The following is a 22,365-nucleotide window of genomic DNA, read 5'->3' as shown; positions in this document are numbered from 1 at the left end:
GGTAGGTGGATTTCGGGGCGTTCGGTGACAGTTCTGCTCTTTGGCGCGAGCACCTACGCCCGGACAGCACCTACGCCCGGACAGTCCGCGTGACCGTGTACTGACGGTTTCGCGCCATTTGGCGGGTCGGCCCGACTGTGCGCCGCAGATGGGACGCCCAGGGCAGGTGATTGTTGTAGACACACCACACAGTGCCCCCGGGCCGCAACACGCGAGCGGCGTCGGCCAGCATGGCCAGGGTCGGGGCGTGATCCTGGGCGGAGCCACGATGGAAGGGCGGGTTGGTGACGACGACGTCGACACTGCCGTCGGGCAGGTCTGACAGTCCGTCGCACCAATGGGTGATGACGCGCAATCGGTTCGCCTCGGCGGTGAGACGGGTGGAGTCGACGGCTTGCCAGGAGACGTCGGTGGCGTGGACGGTGGCGTGGGGGAGCCTGTGTGCCAGGTGAGCGGAAATGACGCCGTTGCCGCATCCCAGGTCGACGACCTCGGTGGTGACGTCGGCTGCGATGGCGTCGAGGTGGTCGAGGAGGAGAGACGTCCCCGCGTCGAGGCCTGCGGTGTGGAAGACCCCGCCGTGGGCCCGGATCGTCAACCCGTTGACGGTGTTGGTGCGCGGCCACTCGCCAGTGATGGCAGGGCGTTGTCGGGGAGACGAGAAGTGCAGCACACGGGCCTTGCGCACCCCGAGACTGGCGTGGACGTCATCGAACCAACGGGCTGCGACGTCATTCATGGACCGGGACATGTGCTTGATGCGTCCGCCGGCGACGATGTGGGCGTCGGGTCCCAGGAGCCGCCACAGCGCGCCGAGGAGTTCATCGAGTGCGTCGAGGCTGGTCGGCAGGCCCATCCAGACCACCGGGGTGGTGCAGTCCTTGGCGGTCAGGGGGTTGCGGCGGCGACCCTCCGAAATCGCTGCGAGGTCGCGGCAGTCGTCAGACCATGCGGTGGCGTGCTCGCCAGCGAGTGGCACCAGGCCAGGGCGTCCCAGCACCCAGACAGCCTCAGCCTGCGGTGATTCGGCGACGATGAGCTCGTCAACGGGGTCCAAGGTGGCAGCGTCCATGATGGCAGTCTGGCAGACCACGTGACCTCGACGGTGATGTCCCCAGCCGTTGCGGCCCGCCCGCAGCCTAGGATGACGACATGGCAGAGTCGCCCCTGGAAATACACGTCATCGCCGATTCGACGGGTGAGACCGCCGTTCGTCTGGCTCGCGCCGCGCGCAGTCAGTTCGAGGGGGTCCACTGGCACATCGTGCGCCACCCGATGATCGGCACCGTCCCGGACATGGTTGCGGCCTTGGAAGCCGTAGAGGAATCCCATGAAGCAGGGCAGTGGGTGTGCGTGGTACACACTCTTGTCCTGCCCGACATGCGCGACATGGTCACTGATGCATGCGAGGAAATGGGTATCCGCGAGGTCAACCTCATGGGCCCCATGCTCGAGGCGATGGAGGAGGCCTCTGGCCTCGACGCGGACGCCGTACCGCGCCGTCCCGTGGGTGTCGAGGCCGACTACTTCACCCGCATCTCCGCGATGGAGTTCGCGGTCCGTAACGACGACGGCGCCATCCCCGACCGGCTGACCGAGGCCGACATCTGCCTGGTCGGCGTGAGCCGCTCGGGCAAGACCCCACTGTCGATCTACCTGGGCTACCTGGGTTACAAGACCGTCAACGTCCCGCTCGTCCCCGGTATCGCCCCGCCAGCCGAACTGGCCGCCGTCGATCGGTGGCGCATCGTCGGCCTGACGATCGACGCCCAGCGGCTGCTGGAAATCCGTGGCCGTCGCGTCCGTGGGCTGGGCGGATTCGGCAATGAGGACGGCTACGCAGACCTTGCCGCGATCTACGACGAACTCGACGAGGTGGGCAAGATTCAACGCCGTCTGGGATGCCCCATCATCGACACCACCGGCCTGGCCCTGGAGGAGTCGGCGACGAAGGTCATCGACGTCGTCGACCAGCGAGCCAAGACAGCCGGGACGAGGCTGCGCAAACCGGCGGGGTCCTATCGCACCCGGCCCTGACACTCGTGGCACCGGAGCGGCACCCCGCTAGACCCCGTGGACTTGACGCTTTCGATCAAGCGGGCGGTTGTTTGCTGGGAGACAGTGCATCAAAGATGGGAAGTCATATTCTGTTGTGACGATCCTGGTGCGCGCGTAAGTATTCGTCATTCTTGATCGCTCTGCCCCGTGAAAATGCCCCGCGAGCGTGAGAGAATGACGACGTCCGGCCCGATAGGGCCGGGTGTCGGGCTCGTTGCGCAGTCGCACGGGTCCGAACGCCGTGAATCGCTAAACAGGCTGACACAGATCGAAGGAGATCAGTCATGACCGACCGTTACGTGTACGACTTGTCCGAGGGCAGCGCAGAGATGAAGCCGCTGCTCGGCGGCAAGGGCGCAGGAGTTGCCGAGATGATGCGTCTCGGCGTCCCGGTGCCCGACGGTTTCACCGTCACCACCGAAGCCTGCGTGGACACCATGACGAGGAAGGGAGAGTGGCCAGAAGGCCTCGACTCCCAGGTGTGGGATGGACTCAAGCGTCTGGAGGAGCGCACCGGACGCGGCCTGGGCGACGTCGACAAGCCGCTTCTCGTCTCGGTTCGGTCGGGTGCCGTCATCTCGATGCCCGGCATGATGGACACGATCCTCAACCTCGGTATCTCCGACGACACCGTTGAGGCCGTCGCCAAGGAAGCTGGCAACGAGCGCTTCGCATGGGACTGCTACCGCCGCTTCATCCAGATGTACGGCGAGGTCGTCGAGGGTATCGACGCCCACATCTACGAGGACGCCCTGACCGCCCTCAAGGAGAACAAGGGCGTCGACTCCGACACCGATCTGACCGCCGATGACCTCAAGGGCCTGGTTGACACCTTCAAGACGCTGTCCAACGAGCAGCTCGGTGGCAACTGGACGACGGATCCGCGTGAGCAGCTGATGCGTGCCGTCGACGCAGTCTTCCGGTCCTGGCTCAACCCGCGCGCCTTCGTCTACCGCAAGGCCAACAAGATTCCCGACGACCTGGGCACCGCCGTCAACGTCATGCAGATGGTCTTCGGCAACCGTGGCGACACCTCGGCCACCGGCGTCTGCTTCACCCGTAACCCCGCCACCGGCGCCAAGGAGCTCTACGGCGAGTTCCTCGTCAACGCCCAGGGTGAGGACGTCGTCGCCGGCATCCGCACCCCGCGCTCCCTCGCCGAGATGGAGCAGGTGCTGCCGGAGGCCTACCACGACCTCATCGACACCATGAAGAAGATGGAGCTGCACTACCGCGACATGCAGGACATGGAGTTCACCGTCGAGAACGGCAAGCTCTACCTACTGCAGACCCGTAACGGCAAGCGCACCGCCGCTGCTGCCCTCAAGGTGGCTCGCGACCTCGTCGACGAGGGTGTCATCAGCAAGGAAGAGGCCCTCATGCGGATCGAGCCCGCTCAGCTCGATCAGCTTCTGCACGAGGCCATCGACCCGAACCACTCCGAGCAGCCGGTCGCCGAGGGTCTGCCGGCCTCGCCCGGTGCCGCCGTCGGTGAGGCTGTCTTCGACGCCGACATCGCCGCCGAGCGCGGCGCCAAGGGCGAGAAGGTCGTCCTGGTCCGCTTCGAGACCACCCCTGACGACATTCACGGCGTCATCGTCAGCCAGGGCGTCCTGACCGCCCACGGCGGCATGACCTCCCACGCCGCCGTGGTTGCCCGTGGCATGGGCAAGCCCTGTGTTGCTGGTGCCCGTGGCATCAAGATCGACGCCAAGGCCGCCACCCTGACCATCGGTGACACCGTCATTCACGAGGGAGACATGATCACCCTCGACGGCTCCACCGGTGAAGTCTTCGCTGCTGGTCTTCCCCTCACCCCGCCGCAGATCAACGCCGACTTCCAGGAGGTCCTCTCCTGGGCCGACGACATCCGCCGTCTGGGCGTCGAGGCCAACGCCGACAACGCCACCGACGCCGCCAAGGCTCGTGAACTCGGCGCCGAGGGCATCGGCCTGTGCCGTACCGAGCACATGTTCTTCGGTGCCGATCGTCTGCCGGCCATGCACCAGATGATCACCGCGGACACCCCGGAGGAGCGCCAGGCCGCCGTCGACACGATCCTGCCGATGCAGCAGGCCGACTTCGAGGGCATCTTCACCGCGATGAAGGGGCTGCCCGTCACCGTCCGTCTGCTTGACCCGCCGCTCCACGAGTTCCTGCCGAACCTCGTCGAGCAGTCCCTGAAGGTCCAGAAGATGGAGGACCAGGGCGCCGATCCGAACGAGCTCGACAAAGAGCGTCGTCTGCTGGCCCAGGTCAAGAAGCTGCACGAGCAGAACCCGATGCTCGGTACCCGTGGTTGCCGCCTCGGCATGCTGTACCCGGAGATCCCCGACATGCAGGCCCGCGCCATCATCCGCGCCGTCCTGTCGGTGCTCAAGAAGGAGGGCGAGACCGTCCAGATCAACATCATGATCCCGCTGGTCTTCACCCCGATCGAGCTCGAGACCCATCGCCGTATCGTCCAGAAGGCCATTGACGAGGAGTGCGAGGCGGCCGGCACCAAGGTCGACGTCAAGATCGGCACCATGATCGAGCTGCCGCGTGCTGCCCTGATCGCCGACAAGATCGCCGAGGTCGCCGACTTCTTCAGCTTCGGCACCAATGACCTGACCCAGACGACGTTGGGCATCTCCCGCGACGACGCCGAGAACGGCTTCCTCACCGAGTACCTGCGCACCAAGGTCCTCAAGGACAACCCGTTCGCCTCGATCGACCAGGAAGGCGTCGGCCAGCTCGTCGCCGGAGCTGTCGAGAAAGGCCGCAAGACCAACCCGAAGCTGGATCTGGGTGTCTGCGGTGAGCACGGTGGCGATCCGGAATCGATCCACTTCTTCAACAAGACCGGGCTCGATTACGTGTCCTGCTCGCCGTTCCGCGTCCCGGTTGCTCGGTTCGCTGCGGCTCAGGCCGTCATCTCCCAGAAGGAGAAGTGAAGTTTGAGGACGTCACTTCGCCCTTGACGTGAATCGTGCGGCCCCTCCATTGCGGTGGAGGGGCCGCACGATGTCTGTCCAGAACCCCCGATCCACGTCCGATCGGGGAGTTTTGTCGACTTCGTGGCCGTGTGCGCGGAATAATGGCCCCAACCGTGCCTCGACTTCTGGAGGGTCAATGTCCCAGACTTTCGGCGCCTGGCGTGCCACCTACACCCCTGGCTCCTGGGTGGTGCTGGCCGGGCCGAGCAGCCTCGTCGTCATGCAGCCGGCTGCCCCGCGTCATTCCGGCTTGGTGTCGTCCATCTGGCAGCAGGTGGCCGATGCGACTGATCCCCAGTCACTCGTGGAGACGTTGACGGCCATCGGGTTGGCGCAGATGCCGAGCCTGGGACTGTTCTTCTGGGTTGACGGGGAGATGTACTCCATGGCCCGCGGCCAGATCGTCGTCAAGGATGCCTCCACCGGTGAGGTCGTCAATCACGGCGAGGGTCTGCTGACGTGGAGCGAGAAGAAGCTTGATCCGTCGACCGTCGTCGTCGAGATGGAACAGGTCGAGCAGAGGCTGACGATGCCGCTGCTGTTGGGCGTGGCTCAGGCGAGCAAGATCATCATTGACGCGACGGGCAACGTCGAGCCCTTCGTCGTCGAGGAGGGCGACAAGGTTCGCCGTCCGAGGGTGTTGGCCAGTTCTGAGGACGCTCTCAAGCCGTGGGCTCCCGAGCCTGAGGAGCAGAAGCCGTGGGCCTCCGAGCCTGATCTCAAGCCGTGGACTCCCGAGCCTGACGATGATCTGAAGCCGTGGACTCCTGAGCCTGAGGACCAGAAGCCGTGGGCCGCTGAGGTTGAGGAGCAGAAGCTCGACGAGTCAGGAAGCGGCTCGGAAGCTCGCGAGTTCACCGATCATCAGGGTCAGCCCGCCGAGGCGGAAGGTCCCGGGTTCGTCGAGGTTCCCGCCCCGGGCGAGATTCCCGACCCGGTTGTGGTCCCCGACCCGGTTGTGGTCCCCGACCCGGTTGCTGAGGTCGCACCGACGGGGATTCCGGTTCCGACGGAATCTGTCCTTTCCGGCGAGGACGCGACGACCGGTGCTGACGATGCCGCCCCGGATGCCGAGGAGCCCGTGGACCTTGTCCCGGCCCGAGTCACCGAGCCGGAATCCGTCGAGGTTGCGGTTGCTGATGAGGACATGGCGCCAATCCGCCCCCTCGACGAGGACCTGGGGAGCGACGAGGCGCCTGGGCTTGCCGACGGTGGTGAGCTCCACACCGGTACTCAGCCGGTGGGGGTCCAGTCCGAGCCCGACGACGTCTCCGCCCTCGCTCCGGTGGTGGCACCCCAGCAGCCTGAGCAGACAGCGCCCTCGGAGCAGCCCGCCTCGTCGGAGCAGCCTCACGGCGAGTCGCGGTACAACGGGGACTGGCGCTTCGCGTCCGCTTCGACGATCCGACGACTCTCCTCGCCGTCAGATTCTGCGGCTGCCACCCTGGTCTCGACGACCGGAGAGGTCGCTCACCTCAAGGGTGCCGTTCTCGCCGGTCGCGCCCCGCGAGCTGACAATGGCGAGGACGTCATGCGCGTTCCGTCGCCTGGACAAGACATCAGTCGTACCCACGTGAAATTCGCTCCCGGCCAGTGGGGGATCGAAGTCACCGACATGCATTCCACGAACGGCACCGTCGTTCGCCGCATCGGCCAGGAGCCGCTGCGACTGGACAGTGGGCAGACGATTGACCTGGCCATCGGTGACTCCGTCGATCTGGGTGACGGCGTCATCATCACCATTGAGGCCTACCAAGGCTGACTCGAGCCCGCCAGACATCAGGACCCCCGCGAGGAATCGTGGGGGTCCTTGTCGTCGTCAGTGCCGTCGAGAGCTCCCACATGAACGAGTTCCTTCTCGGCGGGTTAGTCTCCTACTGTGATCTATTGGGTCCACCCAGAATCAGGAAGGAAGTCCGATGGGACACATTCTCGTGTTGTCGGGGGCTGGACGTTACGCCGACGAGATTCACGACTTTGACGCGACCTCCGAGGCCGTCTCTCAGATCTTGACCGAGCGTGGTCATCACGTGGAGGTGAGGCGTTCCGAGCCGGAAGCCCTGGACCACCTCGATGACGCGGACTTGCTCATCGTCAATACCGGCGGAGGTGACCCGGAGGAGGGATGGGACTACATGCCCGAGTGGTCCCGCGCCCACAACAAGGTCCGTGAGCACCACGAGGCCGGTAAACCGATCCTCGGCCTGCACACCGCATGCAACACCTTCTGTGACTGGGAGTTGTGGCCGGCCATCCTCGGAGGTGCGTGGGTGCTGGGGGCCAGCGGACATCCGGAGCGCTCCTACGCCGTGTTCGAACCGGTTCCGGAGGCTGCGGATCACCCGATCCTGCGCGGTGTCGATCAGGTGATCGCTTATGACGAGCGTTACTGCAACCTGGACATCAACTCGCTCGCCAACCCGTTGCTCTTTCATGAAACCGGCGAGGAGTTCCACGTGATGTGCTGGGTGATGGGCAACAACGTCGTCTACGACGGACTGGGCCACTCGTCGAGGTCGTACTACTCGCCGTCGCGACGTCAGTTGTTGTGCAACGAGGTGTCGTGGTTGCTGAATTGGAAGCGACGCGAATCTGCTGCGGCGGGTGTTGAGGTGAACCCGCAGCCCCAGACGGTCTGAGGCGGGTTCAGAGGTAGCTCCCGCTCGTTCGCTTGGCCTCGGCCGATCTTGGCTGCTGCCATCTTGGCCCTGGTCCCGCTTCTTCCCCCCTGCTCCCCTGCAAAACGCAGTTGCGCCAGTTGTGCCCCACCTGCGCCAGATTTTTTGGCGCAGGTGGGGCACAACTGGCGCAGGTGGCAGGGGTTGGGCGTTGGGGGCGTGGTTTGGGGTTGGTGGGGAGGCGCAGGTGGGGCACAACTGGCGCAGGTGGCGTCGGCACACCAGCTCGATCCAGGGCGCAGGTGGGGCACAACTGGCGCAGGTGGCAGGGGACGGTGGCGTCGGCACACCACGGGGTCCAGGGCACTCCGTCGCCGGCTCCCGGACATGGCAAGGGCCGGACCCGAGGATCCGACCCAGCCATCAGTGCGACCTTGGCGCGCACATCGTCACGCCTGGGGAGCTCCCGCGAGAATCTTGGCGGTCGACGAGACGCCGAGACGGGTGGCACCGGCCTCGACCATGGCGCAGGCCGTCTCGTAATCGCGAATGCCGCCCGAAGCCTTGACCCCCAGACGACCACCGACAGTGTTGGCCATGAGCGCGACGGCCTCGACGCTCGCCCCGCCCTTGGGATGGAATCCCGTCGAGGTCTTGACGAAATCGGCGCCAGCCCCCTCAGCGGCCTTGCACGCACGAACAATCTCGTCGTCGGTGAGCACGGCCGACTCAATGATGACCTTGAGGATCTTCGGGTCCGGGACAGCCTGCTTGACGGCGGCGATGTCAGCGGTGACGTCCGCCCACCGTCCCTCCTTGACCATGCCGAGGTTGATGACCATGTCAACCTCGTCGGCACCGGCGGCAATGGCGTCACGAGCCTCGGCGGCCTTCACCGCGCTGGTGTGCTTGCCCGACGGGAACCCGCACACCACGGCCAGCTTCACATCCCCCATGTCGACGTTGAGCGGCAGCATCGACGGGGACACGCACACCGACCACGTCCCGTATTCCCTGGCCTCGGCGATCAAGGTGGCGACGTCGTCATGGGTGGCCTCTGGGGTCAGCAGGGTGTGGTCGATCATGCTGGCCAGCGCGGTGGCAGACGGGCGGGTAGAGGACATGCCAGCTCCTTCTCTTGAACAAGTGCATTCACCCTACCCGGGATTCTTGTCTCCGACGGCCGGTACAGACGGCCGGTACAGATGTGGGAATAGACGCTGCCCACAGCAGGTTGAGTCTGGTGAACTCAACATCATCGCCAATGATGCCGTCATCAACTTGAGTGCCCGTGACTCAGGGTCTAAGGTTGAGTTGAAGTCACTCACGTTGATGCTTTCTTAGAACATTCGTCCATCAGGAGGAAATCAACCATGGCCCGTTCAGTCGGTATCGACCTCGGAACCACCAACTCGTGTGTCGCCGTCCTCGAGGGCGGCGAGCCCACCGTCATCCCGAACGCCGAGGGCGCTCGCACCACCCCGTCGGTGGTTGCTTTCACCAACTCCGGGGAGACCCTCGTCGGTGAGGTCGCCAAGCGCCAGGCCGTCACCAACGTCGACCGCACTGTCCGTTCCGTCAAGCGCCACATGGGCGAGTCCTGGACGATGGGCGTCGATGACAAGAGCTACAAGCCCCAGCAGATCAGCGCCTTCATCCTGCAGAAGCTGAAGAGGGACGCCGAGGCTTACCTCGGTGAGCCGGTCACCAACGCCGTCATCACCGTCCCGGCTTACTTCTCCGACGCCCAGCGTCAGGCCACCAAGGAGGCCGGCGAGATCGCTGGCCTGACCGTTGACCGCATTGTCAACGAGCCCACCGCTGCTGCCCTGGCTTACGGCCTCGACAAGGCCGACAAGGAGCAGACCGTCCTGGTCTTCGACCTCGGTGGTGGCACCTTCGACGTCTCCCTGCTCGACATCTCCGACGGTGTCTTCGAGGTCAAGGCCACCAACGGTGACAACCACCTCGGTGGTGACGACTGGGATCAGCGCATCGTCGACTGGCTGGTCACTCAGTTCAAGAACGCCAATGGCATCGACCTGTCCGCCGACAAGATGGCCAAGCAGCGTCTGCAGGAGGCCGCCGAGCGTGCCAAGATCGAGCTGTCGCAGGCCTCGGAGACCCACATCAACCTGCCGTACATCACCGCTGGTGCTGCCGGCCCGCTTCACCTTGACGAGAAGCTGACCCGCGCCGAGTTCCAGCGCATGACCTCCGACCTTCTCGAGCGTTGCCGCACCCCGTTCAACGCTGTCATGAAGGACGCCGGCCTCAACGTCTCGCAGATTGACGAGGTCATCCTCGTTGGTGGCTCCACCCGTATGCCCGCCGTCTCCGACCTCGTCAAGGAGCTTGCTGGCAAGGAGCCGCACAAGGGCGTCAACCCTGATGAGGTCGTGGCTCTCGGTGCCTCCCTGCAGGCCGGTGTGCTGAAGGGCGAGGTCAAGGACGTGCTGCTGCTCGACGTCACCCCGTTGAGCCTTGGTATCGAGACCAAGGGCGGCGTCATGACGAAGATCATCGAGCGCAACACCACCATCCCGACCAAGCGTTCCGAGGTCTTCACCACCGCCGAGGACAATCAGCCGTCGGTGATGATCCAGGTCTTCCAGGGTGAGCGCGAGTTCGTCCGCGACAACAAGCCGCTGGGCAACTTCGAGCTGACCGGCCTCATGCCCGCCCCGCGTGGCATCCCGCAGATCGAGGTGTCCTTCGACATCGACGCCAACGGCATCGTTCACGTCCACGCCAAGGACATGGCCACCGGCAAGGAGCAGTCCATGACTGTCACCGGCGGTTCCGCCCTGGGCAAGGATGAGATCGATCGCATGGTCAAGGAGGCTGAGGCCAACGCCGAGGCCGACAAGAAGCGTCGCGAGGCTGTCGAGATGCGCAACGAGGCCGATGCCCTGGCCTTCCGCACCGAGAAGCTGCTCGACGAGAACACCGACAAGATCCCCGAGGACACCAAGGCTCCGGTGACCGAGGCCATCGCCACGTTGAAGGAGGCCCTCAAGGGCACCGACAATGACGACGAGGTCAAGGCCGCTATGGACGACCTCAACCAGAAGGCGTCGGCCATGGGCCAGGCGATCTACGCTGCCGCCCAGCAGGCCCAGAACCCGCAGGGTGAGGGCGCCGAGTCGGCCACCTCTGAGTCTGGCGACGACACCGTCGTGGATGCAGAGATCGTCGACGACGAGGACGACAAGAAGTGACCGAGGTCACGGCCTGATCCCAAATCCCGCATCGACCGCCGGGTCGCCACTCATGACGGCCCGGCGGTCGGCACCCACGTGGAGGAAGACATGACTGACAACAACGTCAATCCCGACGACGGCCAGGCCGACGACAACCAGGCTGGCGAGAGCGTCGACGAGCGTTTCGCTGACATTGTCGATGGCGTCGACATCGACGCCGACCAGGCGACTGACGACGTGCCGGCTCCCGAGGAATTGTCCCGGGAGGACCAGCTCGAGGCTCTGTTGGCCGAGCGCACCGAGGACTTGCAGCGTCTGCAGGCCGAGTACGTCAACTACAAGAGGCGCGTCGACCGGGATCGTGCTCTGTCGCGTCAGTCCGGCGTCGACAAGGTCATCACCGACCTCATGCCGGTTCTGGACTCGATTGCCATGGCTCGCCAGCACGGTGAGGTCGAGGGTGGCTTCAAGCTCGTCGTCGACGAGTTGGAGAAGGTGGCCAGCGCCCACGGTCTGACCAGCTTCGGTGAGGTGGGTGACGCCTTCGACCCGAATCTGCACGAGGCTCTCATGCAGATGCCGTTGGAAGGGGCCACAGTCACCTCGGTCAGCCAAGTGATGCAGCCCGGTTACAAGCTTGGTGAGCGAGTGCTGCGCCCCGCGCGGGTGGCGGTCTCCGATCCTGACCCGAACGCCACACCGGCAGAGTCGCAGGAGCCGGGTCAGCAGATCCCCGAGGCTGACTGAGGCGATACCTCTAGCAGGCTGACACCATTGACCAGGTCGGTCACGACCACCGACCCGAAGAATTCACGATGACCAGGGAGGGAGGACCACGATGAGTGCCAAAGACTGGGCCGAGAAGGACTATTACAAGGTTCTCGGTGTCTCCAAGGACGCCAAGCCCGAGGAGATCAAGAAAGCGTTCCGCAAGATCGCCTTGGACAACCATCCCGACTCCCACCCCGGCGACCACGCTGCCGAGGCCCGTTTTAAGGAGGCCTCCGAGGCCAACGACGTCCTGTCGAACCCCAAGAAGCGCAAGGAATACGACCAGGCTCGCAGCCTCTTCGGAGCAGCGGGCAAGTTCGGGTTCCCGCGTGGTGGTGCCCAGCCCAACGTCAACGTCGAGGACTTCATCCGTACTGCCTCGAACGGGGACGGCTTCGGGGACCTCTTCGGCAACCTCTTCGGCTCCACGGGCGGACGCCGCACCACCACCAGGGCAGCCCGTCGAGGAGCTGACGTCGAGGGGGAGACGACGATCTCCTTCGACGACGCCATCTCCGGGACGACCGTCACCATGGACATGGTCTCCCAGGCCCCCTGTCAGGCGTGCCGTGGGACCGGCGCCAAGGCCGGAACCGTGCCGCGAGTGTGCTCGACCTGCCAGGGTTCGGGCATGCACGCGACCTCGGCCGGTGGCGTGTTCGAGATGACTGAACCGTGCCCGGATTGCCACGGGCGCGGCATGGTCGTCGAGGATCCGTGCCAGGTGTGCCACGGATCGGGTCGCGCCAAGTCCACCAAGTCCATGCAGATTCGCATCCCGGCCGGTGTGGAGGATGGCCAACGTATCCGTATCAAGGGCAAGGGTTCCCCGGGGGAGAACGGTGGCCAGGCTGGCGACCTGTACGTCAAGGTGGCAGTGCGTCCGCACGAGATCTTCGGACGTGATGGCAACAATCTCACCATTGACGTGCCAGTGACCTTCGCCGAGGCCGTGCTCGGCGCCGAGGTCGAGGTACCGACCCTGACGGGAAGCCCCGTTCGGCTGCGCATCCCTGCCGGCACTCCGAACGGTCGGACCTTCCGGGTACGTGGCCGTGGCGTGCCGCGTTCCGACGGCAGCAAGGGAGACGTCCTCGCCACCGTCGAGATTGCCATCCCCAACACGCTCGACGACAACGCCCGACACGCCTTGGAGAGGTTCCGTGACGCCGTCCGGCAGCCCAACCCGAGGCCGTGGGAGGTGAAGTGACATGGCACGGCCCAGCAGGAAGCTGTCCGAGGCCGTCGATCTGGCGGTGATCGACAAGACCGCCGCCATTTTCCCCATCTCGGTGGCCGCCGAGCTCGCAGGGATGCACCCACAGACCCTGCGCACCTACGACCGGCTCGGGCTGGTCGTCCCGCAGCGCACCCGCGGGCGGGGCCGTCGGTACTCGATGCGTGATGTCGATGCCCTGCGGATGGTCCAGCACCTGTCCCAGGAAGAGGGGATCAACCTCAACGGTATTCGACGCATCCTGCTGATGGAGCGTCGTATCGAACAACTGTCAGACCAGGTCGAGCAGCTCACCGACACCGTGCGTGGGATGCAGGCAGCCAGGTTCGAGGGCAGCGAGGACCCGCGAGTGTTCACCGCCGAGCCGACCGGACGGGTCCACATGGGTAGGACGGTCGTCCACGCCCAATTGGCACTGCCTGCCCACCGTGGCTGACAGCCCGTGGTAGCGGTTGCGCTCATGGCCAAACTCTCGACGTCATGTGGCGGCCAGTGTGAGAGAACACACATCCTGACCTGACGTTTGCATGCTGAATGGTCTCACTCGTATTACCCTGAATCTCAGTAGCGTCGGCACCGAGGTCGACGCCCTGACAAGGGATCAAAGATGACAGAAACCATGCTTGCTGAACGATTCCACGCCGCGGATCGGTCCATCACCCTTGAGGACATTCCGATCCCGCACCCCGGTCCCGGTGAGGTGCTCATCAAGGTCGCTTACTGCGGTATTTGCCACTCCGACCTGAGCCTCATCAGCGGTGCGTTCCCTCCCCGGCGCCCTGTCGTGACCCAGGGCCACGAGGCCTCCGGCACCATCGTCGAACTGGGTGCCGGCGTCACCGGATGGAAGGAGGGTGATCGCGTCATCCCGTCTGCTGGCCGTCCTTGCCTGACATGCCGCAAGTGCCGCCGTGGCGCCTTCACCGACTGCCTGGACCTCAACCTGATGGCCTTCGCCTACGACGGCGCATGGGCCGAGTACCACATCGCCCAGGCCTCCGGCATGACGAAGATTCCCGACAACGTCCCGATGGACCAGGCTGCCCTGCTCGCTGACGCCGTCTCCACCCCGTACGCCGCTGTCGTGCGCACCGGCAAGGTGCACATGGGCAACGCCGTCGCCGTGTGGGGCGTCGGTGGTGTCGGCACCCACCTCGTCCAGCTCTCCAAGCTGGCCGGTGGCGTCCCCGTCATCGCGATCGACCTCAATGACGCCGTTCTCGAGCGTGCCAAGCGACTCGGTGCCGACCACACCCTGCGTAGCGACGACCCCGAGCTCATGCAGAAGATCGAGGACATCACCAACGGCCGCATGATCGACGTCGCCTTCGACGCCGTCGGTATCAAGCCCACCCTGCGCGCCTGCGTCGACTCCCTCGACGTCGACGGCAAGGCAGTCTCCGTCGGTCTGTCCGCCCAGGACATCGACGCTGGCCCGTTCCTCGACTTCAACCTGCACCGCAAGCAGGTTCTGGGCCATCTCGGCTACAAGTCGCAGGACATCGCCATGCTCGCCGAGATGCTGTCCTACCACCGCCTCGACCTCTCCGAGTCGATCTCCAGGGTCATCGAGCTGAAGGACATCGAGAGCGGCATCGAGGAGCTGGAGTCCCACAAGGGCAACCCGATCCGCATCCTCGTCAAGCCCTGACGTCCCCAGGCGTCACGCATACGTAAAAGCACAGTTCAACGCACAGGGTGCCGTCGCGATGGGTCGCGACGGCACCCCCGTCTCAAGGCAACGTCAGGGCCACGACGGGGGCGTCGCTGTGGCCGGGCCTGAAGCCACACTCTCATCTCAGTGTCACAGCAAGGTCCTACAATCCAAGGGTTGAGCCCCGGACATGCCGGGACTGCCGCGATGACGCATCCCGCCATCGGGGCGGGATCGCTGGCACGACGTCAGGAGTTTCATGACAGTACTGACCGACTTCCTTGCCACGCATCAACTGCTGACGATCCTCATCGTTCTGGCCTCTGGTGCCTTGCTGGGTCAGATCAAGTTCGGCCCGCTGAGATTTGGCGCTGCCGGAGCCCTGTTCATGGGGCTTGTCGTGGGTGCCCTCGACCCGCGTTTCGGTCAGAACCTGGGGATGATCAAGGGCTTGGGCGTCGTGCTGTTCTGTTACACCGTCGGCCTGGCTGCTGGATCAACCTTCCTGTCTGACCTGAAACGTCAGTGGAGCCTCATGCTCGCCGGCATCGTCGGATTGGCCGCCATGGCCGCAGCAGGGCTCGGGCTGGGCAGAGTGTTCGGACTGAGCCCGGCCCACGTCGCAGGGCTGTACGCCGGTGTTCTCACCTCGCCAGCCATTGACGCCGCATCGACGGCGACCCACGGCGCCGGGGACACCCTCGTCGGCTACGCATTGTCCTATCCGGTCGGCGTGGTCGTCGGACTCATCATGGTCGCCCTCGTCGCCAAACGACACTGGCCGGCCGCCAAGGACAACACCTCCATGGCTGAGGCCGGACTGACCTCGGTGTCAACGGTCGTCGACCGCGAGACCTCCATCCGCGAGACCCCCGGCTTCAACGACGACCAGATCCGCATGTCCTACCTGCTGCGCGACGGCGAGATGCGGCTGGCCACCCCTGACGACGACCTCCATGTCGGCGACCAGGTGCTTGTCATCGGTAACCCTGACGACGTCGACCGTGCCGTCGAACACCTTGGACACGTCTCGGATCGCACCCTCACCGACGAACGCCACGAGATCGACTATCGCCGCTTCGTGGTGTCCAACCCGGCCCTGGTGGGCCACACTCTCGGCAGCATCGACGTGCGTGGGCGTACCAGCGGCAAGGTGACCCGAGTGCGCCGTGGCGACCTCGACATGCTGGCCCGCGACGACATCGTCATACAACCAGGCGACCGCGTGCTGTGTGTGGTGCCGGCCCACCGCCTCTCCGACGCCGCCGACCTCTTCGGCGACTCCGAGGCCCGCGTCTCCCAGGTCGATGCCCTGTCCCTGGGGCTGGGTGCGGCCCTTGGTCTCCTGCTCGGTGCACTCATGGTGGCCTTGCCCAGCGGTCTGCAGTTCGAGCTGGGGGCCGCTGCCGGACCGCTCGTCATGGGCATGATCCTGGGGGCGGTGCACCGTACTGGCCCGATTCGCTGGCAACTGCCGCACGCCACCAACGCGATCTTGCGTCAGCTGGGTCTCATGCTCTTCCTGGCCTGTGTCGGGCTGGCGTCGGGCCCGGCCTTCCTGTCCCAGGCCATCAGTTGGACGGGCCTGGCAGTCGTCGGCGTCTCGGCGATCACCTTGGTTCTCGGCGGTGCGATCGTCATCGCGGCGGCTTGGTTCAACAAGTTGTCGGCCCAGCGTGCCACCGGCGCCTTTGCTGGTTTCGTGGGCCAGCCGGCCATCCTCAGCTACGCCAACTCGCTGGTCAACGACGAGCGCATCGAGTCGGCCTATGGTGCCCTGTTCGCGCTGGGAACCATCGTCAAGATCTTGCTGGTGCAGGTCATCGTCCTGGTGTGAGATCTTGTTAGGACACACGAGGGCCGGTCGGTTGTGCAACCGACCGGCCCTCGTCGTGTCAACGGGTACCTGTCTCAGGCTGTGGCTGAGTCCGTCTGCTTGTGGCGACGCGACAGCCACCACCCCAGCGTCAGGACGGCCAGCCAGATCGGGCCGATCACGACGGCGATCCGATACTGCGGCATGATCGACATGACGACGATCATGAGGACCAGGAAGGCGATGACGATCCAGTTGGTGACCGGGGCCCCTGGCATCCGGAAGGTCAGCTCGGCTCGGGTTGCGGGGTCCAGATGGCGACGGAAGAGCATCTGGGTGATGACGATCGTCGCCCAGTTGATGATGCCGGCGATCGTGGCGATCGACATGATGTACATGAACGCTTGCTCCGGCAGCAGCCCGACGATGACGACCGCGATGGCCGTCACCGCACTGGAGACCAGCACGCCGACCCACGGGGAACCGGCCTTGTTGACCTTGCCGAGGACCTTGGGGGCATCACCCTGGTGGGCCAGGGCGTGCAGCATCCGGCCATTGGCATAGAGCCCGGAGTTGTACGCCGACATCGCCGCGGTGAGTACGACGAGGTTGAGGATGGCGGCCGCTCCCGGGACCCCGACGAGGTCGAAGATCTGGACGAAGGGGCTGGCGGTGCCGTCGATCTTGGTCCACGGGACGATCGCTAACATGACGATGAGGGCCCCGACGTAGAAGATCAGGATTCGTGCCACGACCTGGTTGATGGCCTTCGGAATGGAGCGCTTCGGGTCCTCGGCCTCCCCGGCAGTGATGCCGATGAGTTCGGTGCCGCCGAAGGAGAACATGACGACGATGATGCCGACGAGCATCCCGGTAACTCCGTGAGGCATGAACCCGCCGTTTCGCCACATGTTGGCGAATCCGGTCGCCGGGGTGGAAGGCGATCCGAAGAGGATGATCCACAGGCCCAGAATGATCATCGCGACGATGGCGACAACCTTGATGATGGCGAACCAGAACTCCACCTCGCCGTATGCGCGGACGTGAAGCAGGTTGACGGTGGTCACGATGACGAGCAGGACAGCCGCCGACAGCCAGCGGGGGATGGCCGGGAACCAGTAGTTGACGTAGATTCCGACCACCGACAGCTCGGCCATCGACACGAAGATGTAGTTGAACCAGTAGTTCCAGCCGGAGATGAAACCGGGCAGGTCCCCCCACCATCGGTGCGCATACTCACTGAAGGCACCCGAGGTCGGGTGGTGGACGCTCATCTGGCCGAGGGCGCGCATGATCAGATAGATCACCGCGCCACCCACCAGGTAACTGAGGACGATGGCGGGGCCGGCGGCAGCGATCGAGTCGGCAGCTCCATAGAACAGGCCGGTTCCGATGGCGCCACCCAGAGCGATGAGCTGGATGTGTCGGTTGCGCAGACTGCGGTGCAGCTGCTGATCGGGTTCGGTCATGGCGGCGAGTCTAGGGGGTGGACGCGGGAAGAAGGTGACGGTGACCACAAAGTGAGCACTCCCGCAGACCAGATGCGACAATGACGGCAACAGTCGGTACCTTGACCAGGTGATCTTCAACCTGTCCGCCGTGTGCCTGATGCGAGGCCGAACATGCCTCAACGTCCGCAAACGAGGAGCCGATCACGTCATTCTCCCCGGCGGAAAGATCGAGCCCGGCGAAACCCCTCTCGATGCGGCCATTCGTGAGGCGTGCGAGGAAACCCGCCTCGTCCTCGACCCGGCTGACCTCACCCATCTGGGCACCTTCGACGCCCCCGCCGCCAACCGCGACGCCGACGGTATCCGCTGCGCGGTCTACCTGTGCCACTGGCGGGATTCCTGGCCCGAACCGGTCCCCGACTCTGAGATCGTCGAATACGAGTGGACCGACCTCGACCACTGCCACGACGACGCCAGACAGGCCCCGCTGCTGCTCGAGCGGGTCATCCCGGCTCTGCAACAGCGAGGCCTGCTGTGAACCTCACGGTGTCGTCAGATTCCTGATCTCATTTCTCAGCCAGTCCTGATCTCACTCCTCAGCCAGTGCGACGGCGGGGCGGATCTTGGCTCCCCGGCGACCAGGGATCACGGAGGCCAGCCATCCGGCCAGCACCGCCACGACGGCCACGGCGAGCATTTGCAGCCACGGCACGGATGTCCGAACAGTCATGATCGAGTCGAACAGCGCGTGGGACCCGGCGATGCCGTACCCGATACCCAGGGCGATGCCAAGGATCGCTGCGATACCCGAGAGCATGAGTGCCTCCTTGCCGAACATCGACCGCACCTGCCTGCGCGTCAGCCCGAGGGCTCGTAGCAATCCGATCTCTCGGGTGCGTTCCACCACCGACAAGCCAAGGGTGTTGGCGACACCCACCATCGCGATGATGACCGAAATCACCAGCAGGCCGACGACCATGCCGAGCATGGTGTTGATGATCTTGTCAATCTGAGCCTTCTGGTCTGCCGTCGAGGTGACCGTCACTCCCTGATGGGCCGACATCGCCTTGGACAGGGCCTGGGTGGTCTTGGAGTGGTCGACGCCATCGTTGTAGCGGACCTGCATCTGGGTGGGCTTGGCCTCGGGGGCCAGCTTGGTCATGACGTCCTGGGTGACGACGATGCCTTGATCATCGCGACCCTTGACGACCAAGGTCAGATCAACCTTGTTGCCGTTGACGGTGACGGTGATCTTGTCCCCGTCAGAGACACCTGGCACGGAGCCTACGGCGTGAGCGCCGTCGAGACCCTTGGTGGCCGACTGGTCACGAACGATCTTGGAGAACTCCGGTGAGACTCCCCGGACGATCGTCTCCTTGGCATTCCCGCCTCCCTCAACGGTCCCGGTCAGCGTCGTGACGGTGGCAACCTGGGCGACTCCGTTGGTCTTCTTGGCGTCCTGGATGGTCGCCGCGTCGAGGGGACCCTGGCCTTCCACGGTGGCGTCGACGGGGAATTGGCTATTCATGACCTCGGTGACGGATGCCCGCCCGGTGGCAGCTCCCGTCGCAACGGTGGCGATGAGGGTGACTCCGATGAGCAGGGCCGAGGCCGTGGTGGCGGTGCGGCTCGGGTTGCGCTGGGTGTTCTCGACGGCCAGCTCACCTGGGACCCCACCGACGTGGGTTGCTCCGATGGCTCGGGTCAACGCGCCAATGAGGACGGGGGCCAGCACCAGCACGCCAGCAAAGCTGATGAAGCCACCGGCCACCCCGCACAGCACGGCGACCTTGGTCTCCATGTCAGCGGTGGCGCAGGCGATGACGAGGGCCGCGCCGGCGAGGAAGAGCAGGGTGCCGAGGACGATGCGGACCCGTCCGATCCTGCGGGTGGGAGTCTCGGTCATGGGCTGCAGGGCCGCAACCGGGGCGACCTTGGTGGCGCGACGTGCCGGTCGCAGGGCGGCCAAGGTCGTCACGACGACTCCGACAGCGATCGGGATGACGCACGACATGACGGTGACGCTGACCGACGTGTCGACGGGGGAGCCGGCAGCCTTGAGGCCCATGAGCATGAGTTTGGTGACACCAACCCCCAGAGCCGTCCCGACCACCGATCCGATGAGACCGGCGGTGAGGGCCTCGCTGAGCACCGAGCGACGTACCTGCTTACGGGTGGCACCGATGCAGCGGGCCAGAGCCAGGGTGCGAGTGCGCTGGGCGACGAGGATGGTGAAGGTGTTGACGATCACCATCGCCGCGACGGCCAGGGCGATGACGGCGAAGGCGCCCATGAAGATCGTCATGGCTGCGAACCCCTGGGAAGCGTGCTCGGCCTGGAAGGCCCGCTCCTCGTCGGCGGTACGGACGGTGGCGATGGAGCCGGTGGCCGCGGAAACGTCCTCGACGACCTGGGCGGCGCGACGGTCAGAGTTCACGTACAGCACGTCCGCTCCGGACTCGCCACTGATGCGGGCCAGGGTGGCGGCAGGCAGATAGATCTCCTGGGAGGTCGGGGTGTTCGTGGTCCGAGCATTCGGGTTGAGCACGCCCACCACGGTGAGGGTGACTGGCTTGGCCTTCTCCTGGGACATGTCGTTGACCGTGATCGTCGAGCCGACGTCGGCATGGTTGTCCGCACTGCTCTGGTTGACGGCGACCTCGTCGGGGCCAGATGGGGCGCGCCCCTTGACGATGTCGGGGTGGGGCGCAACCAGATGGCCCGACACATAGGCGGATTGCCCGTTGTCGGTGCGCTGCAGGAAGATGTTACGGGTGGCCTCCACCGAGGACACACCTTCGACCTTGGCGACCTTGTCGACAGTGGCCTGGGGAATGGGCTTGCTCCGGTCCTTGGCGGTCACCACGACTGCGGCATCCCCGACGGCTGCAGCCTGAGTCCGCAGCGTGGACGCCTTGATCGAATCCATCAACATGAGGGTGCTGGCCACGAAGGCCACCCCGATGATGACGGCGATCATGGTGGGTACGAGACGACGACGTTCATGAATCATGCCAGCACCTCCTGACGGGGAGCTGTCGACACCTGGCCGTCAGCCACGGTGACGATGTCGTCGGCCCGGGAAGCCGCGTCTCGGTCGTGGGTGACCATGACGACGCTCTGGCCGAGATCGTCGACGCAGTGGCGCAGGAAGGCGAGCAGGTCGTCGCTGGCCTCCGAGTCGAGGGCGCCGGTGGGCTCGTCAGCGACGATGACGTCCGGGCGAGTCACCAGGGCACGGGCGACGGCGACGCGCTGCTGCTGGCCACCCGACAGTTCCGACGGCTTGTGGCGCAGACGCTCGGTGAGGCCGAGCATCCCGGTGATGTGGTCGAACCACTCCTTGTCGACCTTGCGGTGGGACAGCCGCAACGGCAGCGTGATGTTGTCGGCGGCCGTCAGCGTTGGCATGAGGTTGAAGGATTGGAAGACGAATCCAACGTGGTCGCGACGCAGTTGGGTGAGGGCGTCGTCGTTGAGGTGGGTGATCTCGGTGTCGCCGATCCACACCCGCCCCGAGGTGGGGGAGTCCAGACCCGTCATGCAGTGCAGCAGGGTTGACTTGCCCGACCCCGATGCTCCCATGATGGCGGTGAAGCGCCCGGCCGGGATGTCGAGGGTCACTGAGCGCAGTGCCCGCACGAGGGTGGCCCCGGAACCGTAGGTCTTGGTGAGGTCAAGGGTACGGACCGCACTGGGGGTGGTCGTCGAGGACGTGGTCGACGCGGCCGTCAACGAGGCAGACATGGAAACTCCTGTGTCGAGGTTCAACAACACCGTTGACGCTACGGGTGTTCTCCCTCGTCACACATCAGTCCCGGGAGTGGTTCGGGCCGTCCTACCACAGGAGGATGCTGCCAGTCCACGGAAGGATCGTGGTGAGCTTGCTCACGCGCGAATGGTCACCGGCCGGGTCGAACCAGCCCGGCGTCGTAGGCGGTGATGACCATCGACACCCGGTCACGCAGGCCGAGCTTGGCCAGGATGTGGCCGATGTGGGTCTTGACGGTGGTCTCGGCCAGGTAGAGCCGCTCGGCGATCTCGGCGTTCGTCAGTCCCTCGCCGACGCAGATAAGCACCTCGCGCTCCCGGTCGGACAGGGAATCGACGAGTTTGGGGTCGGTCATCGTCACGGCTGTCTCCCCCTGACGAGGGATGAAACGTTCGATGAGACGACGAGTGGCTGAGGGTGCGACAACCGAGTCGCCGTCGTGGACCGCGCGGATGGCGGCCAGCAGTTCCGTGGGGCCGGCGTCCTTGAGCATGAATCCGGACGCCCCGGCACGCAGGGCGGCATGGACGTACTCGTCGAGGTCGAAGGTCGTCAGGATGAGGATCCTGGCCGCAGGATGGGTCGTCATGATCTTCTCGGTGGCACCCAGGCCGTCGAGGACGGGCATCCGGATGTCCATGAGGACGACGTCGGGGGACAGCTCATCGACGAGGGCCACGGCTTCGACGCCGTTGTTGGCCTCACCGACGACGGACATGTCGGGTTGGGCGTCGAGGACCAGGCGGAATCCGGCGCGAACCATCTGCTGGTCATCGGCCAGGAGGAGTCTGATGGGGTCGGGCATGG

At 65.2% G+C, this 22,365-nt stretch carries 17 protein-coding genes; 11 read left to right on the top strand and 6 right to left on the bottom strand.

The window, feature by feature from the left end:
- Nucleotides 1-70 precede the first annotated feature (70 nt).
- Nucleotides 71-1,072 carry a class I SAM-dependent methyltransferase gene (locus tag O6R08_RS09390; protein WP_271417880.1) on the bottom strand — a complete coding sequence of 334 codons (1,002 nt, stop codon included), beginning with the start codon at nt 1,070-1,072 and terminating at the stop codon, nt 71-73.
- A gap of 80 nt (nt 1,073-1,152) precedes the next feature.
- Between O6R08_RS09390 and O6R08_RS09385 the strand changes: the two genes are divergently transcribed.
- The 4 genes from O6R08_RS09385 (at nt 1,153) to O6R08_RS09365 (ending at nt 7,675) form a co-directional block, all read left to right on the top strand.
- A complete protein-coding gene (locus tag O6R08_RS09385; RefSeq protein WP_271417879.1) occupies nt 1,153-2,037 on the top strand; it encodes a pyruvate, water dikinase regulatory protein in 885 nt (294 codons plus the stop codon).
- Between the two features lie 305 nt (nt 2,038-2,342).
- Nucleotides 2,343-4,994, top strand: coding sequence for a pyruvate, phosphate dikinase (gene ppdK, locus O6R08_RS09380; protein ID WP_271417878.1), 2,652 nt, complete (start codon nt 2,343-2,345; stop codon nt 4,992-4,994).
- A 178-nt stretch (nt 4,995-5,172) separates the two neighbouring features.
- Nucleotides 5,173-6,798 (top strand): FHA domain-containing protein, encoded by a 1,626-nt coding sequence (locus O6R08_RS11340; protein ID WP_333907891.1) that lies wholly within the window; start codon nt 5,173-5,175, stop codon nt 6,796-6,798.
- Between the two features lie 157 nt (nt 6,799-6,955).
- Nucleotides 6,956-7,675 (top strand): ThuA domain-containing protein, encoded by a 720-nt coding sequence (locus O6R08_RS09365; protein WP_271417877.1) that lies wholly within the window; start codon nt 6,956-6,958, stop codon nt 7,673-7,675.
- A gap of 428 nt (nt 7,676-8,103) precedes the next feature.
- Here the strand turns inward: O6R08_RS09365 and deoC are convergent, their stop codons facing one another.
- On the bottom strand, nt 8,104-8,778 hold the full coding sequence (gene deoC, locus O6R08_RS09360) for a deoxyribose-phosphate aldolase (RefSeq protein WP_271417876.1): 675 nt from the start codon (nt 8,776-8,778) through the stop codon (nt 8,104-8,106).
- Nucleotides 8,779-9,027: 249 nt separating this feature from the next.
- On the opposite strand from deoC, the gene dnaK reads away from it, so the two are divergent.
- The 6 genes from dnaK to O6R08_RS09330 all read left to right on the top strand — a co-directional run bounded on the left by dnaK (nt 9,028) and on the right by O6R08_RS09330 (nt 16,356).
- Nucleotides 9,028-10,875, top strand: coding sequence for a molecular chaperone DnaK (gene dnaK, locus O6R08_RS09355; RefSeq protein ID WP_271417875.1), 1,848 nt, complete (start codon nt 9,028-9,030; stop codon nt 10,873-10,875).
- Nucleotides 10,876-10,965: 90 nt separating this feature from the next.
- Entirely contained in the window at nt 10,966-11,604 is a 639-nt protein-coding gene (grpE, locus tag O6R08_RS09350; RefSeq protein ID WP_271417874.1) for a nucleotide exchange factor GrpE, read from the top strand.
- Nucleotides 11,605-11,695: 91 nt separating this feature from the next.
- Nucleotides 11,696-12,838 (top strand): molecular chaperone DnaJ, encoded by a 1,143-nt coding sequence (dnaJ, locus tag O6R08_RS09345; RefSeq protein ID WP_271417873.1) that lies wholly within the window; start codon nt 11,696-11,698, stop codon nt 12,836-12,838.
- 1 nt (nt 12,839) lies between these two features.
- A complete protein-coding gene (locus O6R08_RS09340) occupies nt 12,840-13,301 on the top strand; it encodes a heat shock protein transcriptional repressor HspR (RefSeq protein ID WP_271417872.1) in 462 nt (153 codons plus the stop codon).
- Between the two features lie 171 nt (nt 13,302-13,472).
- Complete coding sequence (locus O6R08_RS09335; protein WP_271417871.1) at nt 13,473-14,516, top strand: zinc-binding dehydrogenase; 1,044 nt, start codon at nt 13,473-13,475, stop codon at nt 14,514-14,516.
- A 262-nt stretch (nt 14,517-14,778) separates the two neighbouring features.
- Nucleotides 14,779-16,356 carry an aspartate:alanine exchanger family transporter gene (locus O6R08_RS09330; RefSeq protein WP_271417870.1) on the top strand — a complete coding sequence of 526 codons (1,578 nt, stop codon included), beginning with the start codon at nt 14,779-14,781 and terminating at the stop codon, nt 16,354-16,356.
- Between the two features lie 74 nt (nt 16,357-16,430).
- On the opposite strand, the gene O6R08_RS09325 is transcribed toward O6R08_RS09330, so the two are convergent.
- The gene (locus O6R08_RS09325; protein ID WP_271417869.1) at nt 16,431-17,804 is read right to left on the bottom strand and encodes an amino acid permease; all 1,374 of its coding nucleotides are present in this window, start codon (nt 17,802-17,804) and stop codon (nt 16,431-16,433) included.
- A gap of 139 nt (nt 17,805-17,943) precedes the next feature.
- On the opposite strand from O6R08_RS09325, the gene O6R08_RS09320 reads away from it, so the two are divergent.
- The gene (locus O6R08_RS09320; protein ID WP_271419348.1) at nt 17,944-18,324 is read left to right on the top strand and encodes an NUDIX hydrolase; all 381 of its coding nucleotides are present in this window, start codon (nt 17,944-17,946) and stop codon (nt 18,322-18,324) included.
- A 51-nt stretch (nt 18,325-18,375) separates the two neighbouring features.
- Here O6R08_RS09320 and O6R08_RS09315 read toward each other — a convergent pair whose 3' ends face one another.
- From O6R08_RS09315 to O6R08_RS09305, 3 genes are all read right to left on the bottom strand, one after another.
- Nucleotides 18,376-20,799, bottom strand: a complete 2,424-nt coding sequence (locus O6R08_RS09315) for an ABC transporter permease (protein WP_271417868.1) — start codon at nt 20,797-20,799, stop codon at nt 18,376-18,378.
- Nucleotides 20,796-21,533, bottom strand: a complete 738-nt coding sequence (locus O6R08_RS09310; protein WP_333907890.1) for an ABC transporter ATP-binding protein — start codon at nt 21,531-21,533, stop codon at nt 20,796-20,798. Before O6R08_RS09310 ends, O6R08_RS09315 begins: the two co-directional genes overlap by 4 nt.
- Nucleotides 21,534-21,688: 155 nt before the next feature.
- On the bottom strand, nt 21,689-22,363 hold the full coding sequence (locus O6R08_RS09305; RefSeq protein ID WP_271417867.1) for a response regulator transcription factor: 675 nt from the start codon (nt 22,361-22,363) through the stop codon (nt 21,689-21,691).
- Between the last annotated feature and the right edge of the window lie 2 nt (nt 22,364-22,365).

The sequence above is a fragment of the Cutibacterium equinum genome (genome assembly GCF_028021195.1).
Lineage (GTDB): Bacteria > Actinomycetota > Actinomycetes > Propionibacteriales > Propionibacteriaceae > Cutibacterium > Cutibacterium equinum.
Note: the sequence above shows the minus strand (reverse complement) of the source record. Positions and strands in the feature narration are given on the sequence as shown.

Bases quoted from the DNA above. Each gene is read 5' to 3' on its own strand.
- O6R08_RS09390 (WP_271417880.1), bottom strand. From the start codon at position 1,072: ATGGACGCTGCCACCTTGGACCCCGTTGACGAGCTCATCGTCGCCGAA.
- O6R08_RS09385 (WP_271417879.1), top strand. From the start codon at position 1,153: ATGGCAGAGTCGCCCCTGGAAATACACGTCATCGCCGATTCGACGGGT.
- ppdK (WP_271417878.1), top strand. From the start codon at position 2,343: ATGACCGACCGTTACGTGTACGACTTGTCCGAGGGCAGCGCAGAGATG.
- O6R08_RS11340 (WP_333907891.1), top strand. From the start codon at position 5,173: ATGTCCCAGACTTTCGGCGCCTGGCGTGCCACCTACACCCCTGGCTCC.
- O6R08_RS09365 (WP_271417877.1), top strand. From the start codon at position 6,956: ATGGGACACATTCTCGTGTTGTCGGGGGCTGGACGTTACGCCGACGAG.
- deoC (WP_271417876.1), bottom strand. From the start codon at position 8,778: ATGTCCTCTACCCGCCCGTCTGCCACCGCGCTGGCCAGCATGATCGAC.
- dnaK (WP_271417875.1), top strand. From the start codon at position 9,028: ATGGCCCGTTCAGTCGGTATCGACCTCGGAACCACCAACTCGTGTGTC.
- grpE (WP_271417874.1), top strand. From the start codon at position 10,966: ATGACTGACAACAACGTCAATCCCGACGACGGCCAGGCCGACGACAAC.
- dnaJ (WP_271417873.1), top strand. From the start codon at position 11,696: ATGAGTGCCAAAGACTGGGCCGAGAAGGACTATTACAAGGTTCTCGGT.
- O6R08_RS09340 (WP_271417872.1), top strand. From the start codon at position 12,840: ATGGCACGGCCCAGCAGGAAGCTGTCCGAGGCCGTCGATCTGGCGGTG.
- O6R08_RS09335 (WP_271417871.1), top strand. From the start codon at position 13,473: ATGACAGAAACCATGCTTGCTGAACGATTCCACGCCGCGGATCGGTCC.
- O6R08_RS09330 (WP_271417870.1), top strand. From the start codon at position 14,779: ATGACAGTACTGACCGACTTCCTTGCCACGCATCAACTGCTGACGATC.
- O6R08_RS09325 (WP_271417869.1), bottom strand. From the start codon at position 17,804: ATGACCGAACCCGATCAGCAGCTGCACCGCAGTCTGCGCAACCGACAC.
- O6R08_RS09320 (WP_271419348.1), top strand. From the start codon at position 17,944: ATGCGAGGCCGAACATGCCTCAACGTCCGCAAACGAGGAGCCGATCAC.
- O6R08_RS09315 (WP_271417868.1), bottom strand. From the start codon at position 20,799: ATGATTCATGAACGTCGTCGTCTCGTACCCACCATGATCGCCGTCATC.
- O6R08_RS09310 (WP_333907890.1), bottom strand. From the start codon at position 21,533: ATGTCTGCCTCGTTGACGGCCGCGTCGACCACGTCCTCGACGACCACC.
- O6R08_RS09305 (WP_271417867.1), bottom strand. From the start codon at position 22,363: ATGCCCGACCCCATCAGACTCCTCCTGGCCGATGACCAGCAGATGGTT.